The organism is Rhabdothermincola salaria (assembly GCF_021246445.1).
GTDB lineage: Bacteria > Actinomycetota > Acidimicrobiia > Acidimicrobiales > Acidimicrobilacustridaceae > Rhabdothermincola_A > Rhabdothermincola_A salaria.
The window spans coordinates 110768-124223 of the sequence record NZ_JAJQXW010000001.1 but is presented as its reverse complement, the minus strand read 5'-3'; the positions used below and the strand labels follow the sequence as shown (position 1 = coordinate 124223).

At 72.0% G+C, this 13456-nt stretch carries 9 protein-coding genes; 6 read left to right on the top strand and 3 right to left on the bottom strand.

Annotated features, from left to right (window positions below; all coding sequences use genetic code 11):
- Positions 1-14: 14 nt before the first annotated feature.
- Entirely contained in the window at positions 15-902 is an 888-nt protein-coding gene (locus tag LUW87_RS00590) for a beta-keto acid cleavage family enzyme (RefSeq protein ID WP_232669133.1), read from the bottom strand.
- A 441-nt stretch (positions 903-1343) separates the two neighbouring features.
- On the opposite strand from LUW87_RS00590, the gene LUW87_RS00585 reads away from it, so the two are divergent.
- The 4 genes from LUW87_RS00585 (at position 1344) to LUW87_RS00570 (ending at position 6320) form a co-directional block, all read left to right on the top strand.
- Positions 1344-2333, top strand: a complete 990-nt coding sequence (locus LUW87_RS00585; RefSeq protein WP_232669132.1) for a LysR family transcriptional regulator — start codon at positions 1344-1346, stop codon at positions 2331-2333.
- A 111-nt stretch (positions 2334-2444) separates the two neighbouring features.
- A complete protein-coding gene (locus LUW87_RS00580) occupies positions 2445-3764 on the top strand; it encodes an acyl-CoA carboxylase subunit beta (protein WP_232669131.1) in 1320 nt (439 codons plus the stop codon).
- 141 nt (positions 3765-3905) lie between these two features.
- On the top strand, positions 3906-5174 hold the full coding sequence (locus tag LUW87_RS00575) for a citrate synthase (protein WP_232669130.1): 1269 nt from the start codon (positions 3906-3908) through the stop codon (positions 5172-5174).
- A 9-nt stretch (positions 5175-5183) separates the two neighbouring features.
- Positions 5184-6320 carry an acyl-CoA dehydrogenase family protein gene (locus LUW87_RS00570; RefSeq protein WP_232669129.1) on the top strand — a complete coding sequence of 379 codons (1137 nt, stop codon included), beginning with the start codon at positions 5184-5186 and terminating at the stop codon, positions 6318-6320.
- Between the two features lie 207 nt (positions 6321-6527).
- On the opposite strand, the gene LUW87_RS00565 is transcribed toward LUW87_RS00570, so the two are convergent.
- Positions 6528-9275, bottom strand: a complete 2748-nt coding sequence (locus LUW87_RS00565; protein ID WP_232669128.1) for a bifunctional acetate--CoA ligase family protein/GNAT family N-acetyltransferase — start codon at positions 9273-9275, stop codon at positions 6528-6530.
- 66 nt (positions 9276-9341) lie between these two features.
- On the opposite strand from LUW87_RS00565, the gene LUW87_RS00560 reads away from it, so the two are divergent.
- Positions 9342-11651, top strand: a complete 2310-nt coding sequence (locus tag LUW87_RS00560; protein ID WP_232669127.1) for a molybdopterin oxidoreductase family protein — start codon at positions 9342-9344, stop codon at positions 11649-11651.
- Between the two features lie 58 nt (positions 11652-11709).
- Entirely contained in the window at positions 11710-12093 is a 384-nt protein-coding gene (locus LUW87_RS00555; protein ID WP_232669126.1) for a DUF302 domain-containing protein, read from the top strand.
- A gap of 35 nt (positions 12094-12128) precedes the next feature.
- Here the strand turns inward: LUW87_RS00555 and LUW87_RS00550 are convergent, their stop codons facing one another.
- The gene (locus LUW87_RS00550) at positions 12129-13256 is read right to left on the bottom strand and encodes an Rv3169 family protein (RefSeq protein WP_232669125.1); all 1128 of its coding nucleotides are present in this window, start codon (positions 13254-13256) and stop codon (positions 12129-12131) included.
- Between the last annotated feature and the right edge of the window lie 200 nt (positions 13257-13456).

The window sequence follows — 13456 nt, the reverse complement described above, 5'->3', positions numbered from 1 at the left end:
GCCCGAGCCGACGGTCAGATCGTCAGGTGCTCCCGGCGGGGCAGCCCGAGGATCTCGGCGGTCTGGTCGCATGTGGCGACCTCGACGCCGAGCCGCTCGCAGACAGCCACCGCCTCGGTGACCAGCTCCACGTTGCCGGGGGTGCGGTCACCGTGGTGGAACTCGAGGCCCAGGTGGACGTGCCCACCCAGCTCGATGGCGTGCTCGGCCAGGCCCGACGCCACGACGTCGCCGCCGGCCACCGACACCGCCCACGGCACCGGGCAGTCGCCGAGCATGGCCACGTACATGTCGAGCGCCTGGCGGGTGGGGGGCAAGCCGAAAGGCGCCCCGATCAGGCCGCGTTCGGTGGACAGGTAGAACTTGAACATCGACCCGGCGGGCAGCCGGCCGGCCTTCCACCACGCCAGGGCCGTGCGCAGGAAGCCGGGCTCGTAGATGGCAAAGCTCGGACCGAGGTCGTGCTCGTGGTGGATGTCCATGATGTGGGCGATGTCGTCGAAGCTGTTGGCGTAGACGAAGGCGCCGACGGGGATGCCGTCCTCGCTGCGCCCGAGGTTCACCGAGCCGGGGTCGCAGATGCCGATGCGCAGGGCCTCGGCCCGGGCCAGCACGGCCAGGTGGTCGACGCTCACCTTGCCGTCGCCGAAGGCCAGGGTCGGGTAGATCAGCGCGTCGGGCCGTTCGCGCAGCACCGGTCGCCAGCCGGCCAGGTAGCTCTCGGCGACGTCGTCGGGCTTGCCCTGCACGTCGGCGTGGTTGTGCACGATCGCCGCGCCGGCGGCGAAGCAGGCCAGCGCGTCGGCCGCGATGTCGTCGGGTGAACGCGGCACGTTCGGGTTCTGCTCGGTGGTGGTCGATCCGTTGATCGCCGCCTCGATGATGACTGGCCCCCGGTTCATCCTCCGACCCTATGCGAGGGCCGTCACACTCAGTCCGCACCACCGGTTCTGACGCGCGCACGGGAGCGAGTGCGGCTCGGCGAACGTCCCCTGTGATCGACGAAGAGTTCGTCGGCCCATGGCGATCGTCGACGAAGTTGCCGCTCTGAGCGACCGAGCACGTCAGGTTCTGGTGCGGGACAGGACCCGCCGGGACCCCGAGGACCCGACAGGGGGGCGAGGAGGGCGCCATGGGCAGAGCAAAACGGGCGAAGCCGGCCCGGGGGGAGGCCGGCTTCGCAAAGAGGGCGGCCCGAGGGGGGATCGGTGCCGCGCCTCTGTCGAGCTCACGTCGGAGGGGGGATCCGACTTCATGTGGCTCGGCGTTGTTGAACCACATTGTGATCGCACGCACGTGATCTGTCCAATGGTTACTTCTGATATGTGCCATCATCGGAAGCGATGGACCTCCGGCAGCTGAACGCGGTGTTGGCCGTGGCCGAGCACGGCAGCTTCTCGGCCGCGGCCCGGGCCCTGCACACGGTGCAGTCCAACGTCTCCACCCACGTGGCCCGCCTCGAGCAGGAGCTCGGCGTGATCCTCATCGACCGCAGCACCGGCCAGGCCACCGACGAGGGCGCGGCCGTGGTGGCCCGGGCCCGGCGGGTCCAGGGCGAGCTCGACGCCCTCGCGGCCGACGTCGCCTCGGTGCACGACCAGGTCGCCGGCCCCGGTCGCCTCGGGGTCATCGGCACGACTGCCCGCTGGTTGGTCCCCGAGCTCGTCGAGGCCATGGCCGCCCGCCATCCCCGGGTGCAGGTGGTGATCCACGACGCCACCACGTCGTCGCTGCTGCTGCAGCTGGCGAGCGGCACGATCGACCTGGCCGTGCTGTCGCTGCCCGTCGCCGACCCCGACGTGCAGGCCGAGCCCCTCTTCCACGAGGACCGCATGCTGGTCACCCCGACCGACCACCCCCTCGCCGAGCACGACCGGCTCTCGCTCGAATCGCTCGACGGCGTGCCCATCCTCCTCGAGCCACCGGGCTCGCCGTTCCGTGACCAGCTCGAAGCCCTGGCCCGCGACCGCGACGTGACCCTGGTCCCCCAGGTCGAGGTCGACGGCACCCGCCTCATGGCGTCCCTGGCCTTCCAGGGCTTCGGCCCCGCCATCCTGCCCGCCAGCGCGGCACCCACGTGGCTGGGCGGCGACTGGCGGCGGATCCCGGTCGACGACCTCCCCGGGAGGTCGGTCGGTCTCGGCACCCGTCGCCGGGGCCTACTGTCGTCGCCGGGTCGAGCCCTGCGCGAGGTCCTCCACCGGGTCGTGGCCGAGACCGGCCCCGACCAGCCGGGCGTCCACCCCACCACTCCCGATGCAGCCCCGCCCGCCGCGCCTCCTGCGCCCGGGCCCCGATCCCGAAGGGCAGGTAACCGGCTCCCCTCCTCGTGAGTCGCACCGCCGATGGTCTCCAGCCCCCTCCCCCGCCCCACCCCGTCCGACCGATGGGCCGAACGTTCCCAGCCACCCGGCTTCCTCCCGCTGCGGAGCCAGGTGCCGGGCGTGGCCCGCGCCGCGGTGACCCCCGTCGAGACGCTGAGCGGCGACCGGCCCGTCATCACCGTCGCCATCGACGGCGACGACCGCGCCGGCGCGCTGTCGCCGGCGGACGGCGCCACCATCGAGGTGGCCGCCCGCACCGCGCTCGCCGAGCGCCTGCCCCTGGTGCTCGAGATCGCCTCCAGCGGCGCCGCCATCGACGAAGGCCTGGCCGCCCTGCACGGCTGGGGTCGGGCGGCGTCGGTCCTCACCGCCTGCTCGGGCCAGGTCCCCACCATCGCCATCGTCAACGGCCCGGCGGTGTCGGGGCCGGCGCTGCTCCTGGGCCTGGTCGACCACGTGGTCATGACCTCCGACTCCTACGCCTTCGTGAGCGGCCCCCACATGGTGCGCCAGTTCACCGGGGTCCCCATCGGCACCGAGGCCCTCGGGGGCTCCGGCGCCCACGCCCGTTCCAGCGGGGTGGCCTCCCTGGTCGTGGCCGACATCGACGCCGCCCGTGCCGCAGTGGCCGCGCTGCTCGACTTCCTGCCCGCCCACAACGGCGAACTCCCGCCCACCATCGCCACCGACGACCCGGCCGACCGGGCGGTGCCCGAGGCCGGCGCGGTGATCCCCGAGAGCGCCACCGGCTCCTACGACGTGCGCACCGTCATGCGAGCGCTGGCCGACGACGGCGAGGTGCTCGAGCTGCGGGGCGGCTGGGCCCAGAACCTGGTCACCGCCTTCGGCTCCATCGGCGGCCGCCCCGTGGGGTTCGTCGCCAACCAGCCGTGCGCCCTGGCCGGCACCCTCGACATCCCGGGATCGCAGAAGGGAGCTCGCTTCGTGGCCTTCTGCGATGCCTTCAACATCCCGCTGATCACCCTGGTCGACACCCCCGGCTTCTATCCGGGCAAGGACCTCGAGTGGCGCGGCATGATCCGCCACGGAGCCCAGATGGCCTTCGCGTACGCCCGGGCCACCGTGCCACGGGTCAACGTCACCCTGCGCAAGAGCTACGGCGGGGCCTACATCGTCATGGACTCCAAGCGTATGGGCAACGACGTCGCTCTGGCCTGGCCCATGGCCGAGATCGCGGTGATGGGCGCCAAGGGGGCCGTCGAGATCCTCCACCGCCGTGAGACGCCCGAGCAGCGCCACGCCCTCGAGCAGGCCTACGAGGAACGGCTTCTCAACCCCTACATCGCCGCCGAGCGGGGGTTCATCGACGCCGTGATCGACCCCGGGGAGACCCGCCGCGAGGTCGCCGCCGCCCTCGACGTGCTGGCCGACAAGCGCGAGCGCCTCCAACCCCGCAACCACGACAACACCCCGCTCTAGGCGACACCGCCCCCACCGAGCACCGTCTCGGCCCGGCTCTCGACGGTACGGCGCCCCGCCCCCGCCCACTAGGATCGCCCCGTTCGCGGGACCCAGCGCGTCCCGGACCTCCTCCCCCCGAACAGAGACCTTGGAGCTGCTGTGGCTGAGAGCGTGACCATCACCGACAACCGCACAGGGGAATCGGTAGAGATCCCCATCACCAACGGTGGGGTCGACGCCGCGCAGTGGTCGAAGCTGCTGCCGGGCGTGTGGTTCTTCGATCCGTCGTTCTCGACCACGGCGGCGGCCTCCAGCTCCATCACCGAGCTCGACGGCGAGAACGGCATCCTGCGCTACGGCGGCTACCCGATCGAGCAGCTGGCCGAGAACTCCAGCTACCTCGAGGTCGCCTACCTCCTGCTCCACGGCGAGCTGCCCACCGCCGCCGAGTTCGAGGTCTGGGAACACGACATCACGTACCACACGTTCATCCACGAGAACGTGCGCAAGCGCTTCATGGAGGGCTTCCACCACGACGCCCACCCCATGGGGATCATGGTCTCCACGCTGGCTGCGCTGAGCACCTTCTACCCGAACGCCAAGGACATCGACGATCCCGAGGTCCGCTACAAGCAGATCATCCGGCTCATCGCCAAGATGCCCACCATCGCCGCCGGCGCCCACCGCCACAGCGTGGGCATGCCGTTCGTCTACCCGGACAACAACCTCGACTTCTGCTCCAACTTCCTGTCCATGATGTGGAAGGTGGCCGAGCCTCACTACGAGGCCGATCCGGTGCTCTCGCGGGCCCTCGACGTGCTGTTCATCCTTCACGCCGACCACGAGCAGAACTGCTCCACCACCGCCATGCGGGTGGTGGGCTCGTCGCACGCCGACCCGTACTCGGCCACCGCCGCCGCTGCGGCCGCCCTCTACGGTCCCCGCCACGGTGGCGCCAACGAGGCCGTCATCCGCATGCTCACCGAGATCGGCTCCATCGACAACGTCGAGGCCTTCATCTCCGACGTGAAGGCGGGCAAGGGCCGCCTGCAGGGCTTCGGCCACCGGGTGTACAAGAACTACGACCCCCGGGCCAAGATCATCAAGCAGACCGCGTACGACGTGTTCGAGGTCACCGGCAAGAGCCCGCTGCTCGACATCGCCCTCAAGCTCGAAGAGGTCGCGCTCAACGACGACTACTTCGTCAGCCGCAAGCTCTACCCCAACGTCGACTTCTACTCGGGGCTGATCTACCAGGCCATGGACTTCCCCATGGAGATGTTCACGGTGCTGTTCGCCATCCCCCGCGTGTCGGGCTGGCTGGCGCACTGGCAGGAGATGCTCGACCAGAACAGCCGCATCGCCCGACCCCGCCAGCTCTACGCCGGGCCCGCGGTGCGCGACTACGTCCCCGTCGAGGCCCGCTGACCCGCCTGCATGGACTTCGCCGAGCCCGAAGAGCTGCGCGACCTGCGCGACGAAGCCCGCGCTCTCGCCACCGAATGGGCCGGCCGGACCGACCCGAACCCCACCCCCGACCCCATGGGCACCACCTTCGGGGTGCCCGAGGACTCATGGCTGATCGGGACCTCCAAGGCCTTCTCGCTCGAGTTGGCCCAGCGAGGCTGGATCGGCATGACCTGGCCGGTCGACGAAGGCGGCCAGGGCCGTAGCACCATGGAGCGCTTCGTCGTCTACGAAGCGCTCATCGCCGGCGGCGCCCCGCTCGCCACGTCGTGGTTCGCCGACCGCCAGATCGGCCCTACCCTGTTGCAGTTCGGCACCCCCGAGCAGCGGCGGCGGTTCCTCCCCGAGATGATCGCCGGCCGCTCGGCGTGGAGCATCGGCATGAGCGAACCCGACGCCGGCTCCGACGTGGCGTCGATCTCCACCCGAGCGGTGCGCGACGGCGACCACTGGGTGATCAGCGGCGCCAAGGTGTGGACCAGCGGAGCCGCCGAGGCCGACTGGTGCTACCTGATCGCCCGCACCGACCCCGATGCGCCACCGCACCGGGGGCTCTCGGAGTTCCTGGTCGACCTGCACTCCCCGGGAGTGGAGGTCCGCCCCATCGTCGACGTCACCGGCAACGCCCACTTCTGCGAGGTGCGCTACGACGAGGTCCGGGTGCCGGTCGAGAACCTCGTGGGCGTCGAGAACGACAGCTTCCGCCAGGTCATGCGCCAGATGGAGCACGAGCGGGGCGGCATCGACCGCTTCGTGTCGAACCGAGCGCTCTACGACCTCGTGCTGCCCATGGCCGACATCTCCGACCCCCGGGTCCGCCAGGACGTGGCCCGCATCGAGTCGACCTACCGCATCGGGCGCCACCTCGTGCTCCGCGAGATGCTGGGTCAGGCGCCCAAGGGCTTCTCGGCCGCCACCAAGACCATCGGCACCGAGTTCGAGGTGGCCGTGGCCGACTTCTGCGCCCGCGTCGCCGGCGCCGAGACCATGCTCTGGAACCGCATCTCCCGCAACGCCTGCTACGCCCCCGCCTACACCATCATGGGCGGCACCACCCAGATCCTGCGCAACATCGTCGCCGAGCGCATCCTCGGGCTACCGCGCTGATGGCCCTGCTGTTGGCGGCGCGGAGCGCCGCGGTGTGGCGGGGTCGCTGGCGCTCCAGCCCCGCCACCTGACACCACCCCACTGGGGACCCAGCCCCACCCCACCGATGGCGGCGCGGAGCACAGCGGTCTGCCGGCGTCGCTGGCGCTCCAGCCCCGCCACCTCACCGGCTGCCGCAGGCGCAGCAACCGGGGCACCGCGAAGCACTCAGCTCAGACGGCGGACGTCCTGGAGCGCGTCGACCCGATACGGGGCCAGGCGGATCCAGGCATCGGTGACGGCGGCCCCGCCGTCGCCGACGATGACCGGGTTCAACATCACGTCGCTGATCTCGGGCACGTGCTCCATGAGGGCCGCCAGGCGCACGAGGAAGTGCTCCATGGCCCCGCGGGCCGCGCCGTCGGCGCCCTCACCGGCGAGCACCCCACGTACGGGTGACGCGTCGACGAGAGCGGTGGCATCGGTGTCCGAGAGGGGCAGGACCCGCACCGGCAGGTCGCTGGTGGCGAAGGCCACCGAGCCGCCGAGGCCGATCGAGAGCACCGCCCCGAACGACGGGTGCTGGTGGCCCACCACCAACACGTCGGCCCCGGGGCCGGCCATCTGCTGCACGAGCGCCGGTTCCATGGCGGCACCGAGCGACGCCCGCATGCGTTCGTACACGGCGCGGACCGCCTCGGGGTCCCGCAGGTCGAGAGCCACCCCGCTGGCCTCGCCCCGGTGGTAGCGACCGACGTCGGTGGCCTTGACCACCAACGGGTAGCCCAGGCGCTCGGCCGCGGCCACGGCGCCGTCGGCGTCGTGGACCACCTCGGTGGCGCACACCTCGATGCCGGCGGCGGCGAGCAGCGCCGAGGCCTCGTCGTGCTGCAACCACCGTCCCTCCGGGCGTCCGTCGAGGGCCTCGGCCACCATCTGGCGGACCGTGCCGATGTGCAGGCCCAGCTCGTCGGGCTCGGGCAGGTTTCCGACGGGTCGGGCCAACCACTCGCCGTAGCCGGCGATGCGGCCCAGCACCTGGGCCGCTTCGCTCGGGAACCGGAACAGCGGCAGGACCTCTCCGCCGTCGAGGTCGGTGCCGGGATCGGTGCCGAGGAACGTGGCCACCACCGGCTTGCCCGAACCGGCCGCGGCCTGGGCCACCGCCCGGGCCACGTCGTGGCGCTCCGGGCGCACCGGCGGCGCGTAGACCACGATGACGGCGTCGACGCCGGGGTCGGCGACGACGGCTCCGACGGCCGCCTCGTAGGCCTCGGGTCCCGCTTCCCAGGTGAGCTCGAGCGGGTTGGCCAGACGAGCTCCGGCGGGCACCACGCCCTCCAAGGCCGAGAAGGTCGCCGGTGCCAGCTCCGGCGTGGCCAGCCCGGCGCCGATGCAGGCGTCGGCGGCCAGGACCGACGCCCCTCGGGCGTTGGACACGACCGCCACCCGACGGCCGGCGGGAACGGGCTGACGTTCGAGGACGCGAGCGACGTCGAACAGCTCGCCGGCCGTGTCGACTCGGATCACGCCGCTCTGGGCCAACAGCGCGGCCACCGTGGCGTCGGTCGGCCACGCCGCCGAGAGCCCTTCGGGTCCACCGGAGAACCGGGGCGGCCGGGTGAGCCCGCTCTTGACCGCCACGATCGGCTTGCTGCGGGCCACGCTGCGGGCGATGCGGGTGAACTTGCGCGGATTGCCGAACGACTCGAGGAACAACGCCACCACCGCGGTGCGGTCGTCGGCCGCCCAGTACTGCAACAGGTCGTTGCCCGAGACGTCGAGCTTGGCGCCCACGTCCACGAACGCCGAGATCCCCACGCCCAGTCGGTGGGCGTGCTCCAGGGCGGCGATGCCCAGGGTGCCGGACTGGGTGAGGAAGCCGACGCGCCCGGCGCGGACCGACACGTCGGCGAAGGTGCCGAACAGCGAGACCGCGCCGTCGGTGTTGAGCGCCCCCATCGACTCCGGGCCGATCACCCGCATGCCCACCGAGCGGGCCCGCTCGACGATCCGGCGTTCGGTGCCGTCGGGGAGCTGGTCGAACCCGGCGCTGATGATGAGCAGGCCCTCCACCCGCTTGGCCCCGCACTCGTCGACCACCTCGAGGACGTTGGCGGCGGGGACGGCCACGATGGCCAGGTCGACCTCGTCGGGCACGTCGAGGATCGACGCGTGGGCCCGCACGCTGGCCACGTGGCCGCCGGCCGGGTTGACCGGGTAGACGGGCCCTTCGAACCCGCCCCCGAGCAGCGAACGGAAGACCTCGTGGCCGATGCCGCCCCGCTCGCGGCCGGCGCCGATCACCGCGATCGACCTCGGCGACAGCAGCCGGGCCACCGACGCCGCCTCGGCTCGCTGCTCGCGCTGGGCGATGAGGTCACGTGACCGGTCGGTGGGCTCGAGGCCGAGGTGGACCTCGACGACGCCCTCGTCGAAGGCGCTCGACACCTGGAACCCGACCTGGTGGAAGACGCCCAGCATCTTGCGGTTGCTGGGCAGGACCTGGGCGGTGAGGCCGTCGAAGCCGTTCTCCCGCGCCGCCACCAAGAGGTACTCGAGCAGCACGGTGGCCAGGCCCCGCCCGTGGTGGGCGTCGTCGACGATGAAGGCCACCTCGGCCTCGTTGCGGTCGTGCCAGGTGTCGTAGCTGGCCACACCGACGATCTCGTCGCCCAGGAGGGCGACGAGGGCCAGCCGCGAGACGTAGTCGACGTTGACCACCCGGGCCAGCTCCCGGGCGCCGAGTCGGGGCATGGGGCTGAAGTACCGGAAGTAGATCGACTCCCGCGACTGGCGGCCGTGAAAGGCCTCGATACGAGCGGCGTCGTCGGGTCGTACGGGCCGCACGTGGACGGTGCCGCCGTCGCTGAGCACGGCGTCGAACTCCCAGTGGGCGGGATAGTTGGCGGGGACCTCCACCGGGGCGTCCGACGTGGCGGCCTCGGTGGCTGGGGCGTCAGGGGGGTCCGCCATGCCCGCAGGTTACGCGGGGCTGCGGCGGCGAGGCGGGCGTACTGTCTGCAGGGGGGAGGACACACCATGACGATCGATGCGACGACCGACGGCGGGGCCGAGGCCGGCGACGCGACCGCGTCGACCTCGGTGCACCACCGCACCTGCCCGTTGTGCGAGGCGACCTGTGGGCTCGAGCTCACCGTGCGCGAGGGCCAGGTGGTGCGCATCCGCGGCGACCGGGCCAACACCTTCTCCAACGGCTTCATCTGCCCGAAGGGATCGGCTCTCCAACGCCTCCACACCGACCCCGACCGGCTCCGCCACCCGGTGGTGCGCCACGGCGACGACCCGGCCACCGCCACGTGGCAGGAGGTCTCGTGGGAGGAGGCCTTCCGGGTGGTGGCGGAGGGCCTCCAGGGGGTGATGGAGCGCCACGGGCGCGACGCCGTGGCCGTCTACCTCGGCAACCCCAGCATCCACTCGCTCGGCGCCACCGTGTACAACCGCCCGCTGGTGAAGGCCCTCGGCACCACCAACGTCTACTCGGCCTCCACCGTCGACCAGATGCCCAAGCACGTGTCGAGCGGCTACCTCTTCGGCGACCCCCTCCTCATCGCCGTGCCGGACCTCGACCGCACCGACCACCTCCTGATCCTGGGAGCCAACCCCTACGAGAGCAACGGGAGCCTGTGCACCGCCCCCGACTTCCCGGGCCGCCTCGAAGCGATCCGCGAACGTGGCGGCAAGGTCGTCGTCGTCGACCCACGCCGCACGGCCACGGCCGAGCACGCCGACGAGTGGGTGCCCATCCGGCCGGGCACCGACGCCCACCTGCTGGTGGCCATGGTGCAGGTGCTGTTCGCCGAGGACCGCGTCGACCTCGGCCGCCTGGGTGAGCACGTGGTCGGGGTCGACGAGCTCCGCGCCGCGATCGAGCGCTTCACCCCCGAGGTGGTGGCGCCCCGCACGGGCGTCTCGGTCGACACGATCCGCCGCATGGCCCGCGAGGTCGCCGAGTCGCCCACCGCCGCCGTGTACGGGCGCGTCGGCACCCACACGGTGCGCTTCGGCACCATCGCCGCGTGGGCGGTGGACGTGCTCAACGTCGTCACCGGGAACCTCGATCGCGCCGGCGGCGCCATGTTCTCGCTGCCGGCCCACACCGCCGAGCGGACCGCCGGCCCCGGCCGGGGGTTCGCCGTCGGTCGCCGCCACAGCCGGGTGCGGGGCCACCCCGAGGTGCGCGGGGAGCTCCCGGTGGCCACGCTGGCCGAGGAGATCCTCACCCCCGGCGAGGGCCAGGTCCGCGCCATGGTCACCGTGGCCGGCAACCCGGTGCTGTCGACACCCGACGCCGCTCGCCTCGACGCCGCCCTGGGCGAGCTCGAGTTCATGGTCAGCGTCGACCCCTACCGCAACGAGACGACGCGCCACGCCCACGTGATCCTGCCCCCGCCGTCGGCGCTCGAGCGCAGCGAGTACCACCTGGCCTTCTACGCCATGGCGGTGCGCAACTACGCCGAGTGGTCTCCGCCCCTGTTCGCCACCGAGGCCCCCCAGGAGCACGAGATCCTCGCCCGACTGGCGCTCATCGCCACCGGGCCGGAGGCCGGCGACGACCCTGGCGTCATCGACGACCTGCTCATCACCGGCGCCCTCCAGGCCGCCATCGACCGGCCCGGCTCTCCCGTGGCCGATCGCACGGTCGAGGAGCTCAGGCGCACCGTCGCCGCGCCCGAGGGACGTTCGGCGGTCGACCAGGTCGTCGACGTCATGATCCGCACCGGCGATCGGGGCGACTGGTTCGGGGAGGTCCCGGATGGCCTGTCGCTCGACGTGCTCGAGGCCAACCCCCACGGAGTCGACCTCGGTGCGCTCACCTCCCGCCTCCCGGCGGCCCTGCGCACCCCGTCGGGCCGCGTCGAGCTGGCGCCCGAGCCGGTGCTCGCCGACCTGCAGCGGCTCGCGGCCGACCTGGAAGCGGGTGCCGGACGAGCCGACGACGGATCGCTGCTGCTCGTCGGGCGGCGTCATCTGCGCTCCAACAACTCGTGGATGCACAACGTGGAGGTCCTGGTGAAGGGCCGCTTCCGTTGCACGCTGCAGGTCCACCCCGACGACGCCGACCGTCTCGGCCTGGCCGACGGGGGCACGGCCACGGTGAGCTCACGGGTGGGCCGGCTCACGGCGGCCGTGGAGGTCACCGATGCGCTGCTCCCGGGCGTGGTGAGCCTCCCCCACGGTTGGGGGCACGACCTGCCGGGCACGTCCGCCGAGGTGGCGGGCCGGCGCCCCGGGGTCAACAGCAACCTGCTCACCGACGGCGAGCAGCTCGATCCGCTCTCGGGGAACGCCGTGCTCAACGCCATCCCTGTCTCGGTGGCCCCGGCGTGACCCACCCCGTGACAAATACCCGGGAGGGTATGCTGGAACGGATCGAGGAGGATGCCCGATGAACGCCATCACCGTGACCGTGCCCACCGACATGGCCGAGACCGAGGCTCGTGTGAAGGAGGCCCTGGCCCAGAACGGCTTCGGGGTCCTCACCGAGATCGACGTGGCCGGAGTGCTCAAGGCCAAGATCGACGTCGACCGGGCACCCCTCAAGATCCTCGGGGCGTGCAACCCCCACCTGGCCCACCGGGCCCTCGAGCTCGATCCGTCCGTGGCCCTGCTCCTGCCGTGCAACGTCACCCTCGCCGCGGTCGACGGCGGAACCCGTGTCGACGCCGTCGACCCCAGCGAGCTGATGGACGATCCCGGTTTCACCGAGGTCGCCGCCGACGCACGCGCCAAGCTGCAGGCCGCCCTCGACCAGGTGGCCGGGGGCGCCTGACGCGCCCGCCGTGGCCCCACCCGGCCGAGGAGTGCTCAGCCGGCGGAGCGGTAGCCGTCCACGACGCCGGTGAGGCCGGTGGGCCCGTGCTCACCGAAGGCCAGCTGCTCGAGGATGCCGACGCCCTCGGCGTCGCCCATGCGCACCTTGCAGAGGGTCTGGATGTGGATGCACGAGGGGTCCTGGGGATCGAAGTCCTCGAGGCGCACCGACTCGCCGCCCACCTCGAGCTCACCGTGCAGCGAGCCGTGGGACCAGTGCGGGTGCATGTAGCCGATGCCTCGCATCCGGAAGGTGAAGAGGCGTTCGAACTCGATGGCCTGCTCGACACCGTCGGCGTCGCGGAACCCGAGGCGGGCCGACGCCATCTCGCGGGTGCCCGGGATCCAGTCGATGTCGTAGGTGATGTCGCCGACCTCGGTGGGTTCGGTGACATCCCCCCAGGTCGGGGCGTCGGGTCCGGCCAGGGTGGGGACGATGAGGGCCGACTCCATCCAGCGGGTGCCGTCGGCCCGTTCGAACATGGCCAGGTGGGTGCAGCGGTCCTCGAAGTGCAGCGGGGCCCAGAGCCAGAAGACCTGCGGGGCCCCTCCCGGGAAGTTGGTGGCGACCTGGTCGCCCACGCCGCGCACACCCCACGAACGGTCCCGCACGCCGAAGGTGGACTCGGGAGCCACGTCGACGGTGGTGCCGTCGACGTCGACGGTGCCCTCCCAGGTGCCCCACTGCGTGAGGCGGGTGTAGTCCATGATCGGCACGCTGTTGCGCACGATGCGCTGCTTGGGCTCCTCGATGGCTGCGGTGCGGGCGCGGAAGACCAGGTCGCAGCTGGGTCCGTGCTCGTTGGCGGCGACGGTGAAACGGATGGCCCGCAGCGGTTCGAGCACCTCGATGGTGACGGGACCGACCGTGGTGGCCCGGTCGAAGGACATCAGCCCCGACGCGAACACCGAGTGCTGCACCCCGTCGATCACGATGCTGAAGGCGGCGTCGATCACCCCCCGGTTGGGGTAGTGGCCCATGGCGCCACCGATGAAGAAGCGCCCGTCCTGGTCGAAGCCGTCGAAGAAGTACCGGTCGTAGTGGTTCGGATCGGCGCTGACCGTCTGGGCGATGGGCTCCGGGGTCTGGTGGATCGGGAAGTCGTCGAACGGCGTCAGCATCTGAGAAGTCCCCCAAGGACGATCGGGCCCCCAGCCGGCGACAGCTGCCGGAGGGGCGCGGTGGCGTGGTGTGCGAGCGCGACCCTAGGCGAGGGGTCCCCCGCCCGACGTCCCCGCCGCACCAGGGCCCCAGGCGCGCGCTGACCCCGGCTCCGCACTCCGACCACGCGACGAAGGCGCCCTCGAGGGGCGCCTTCGAT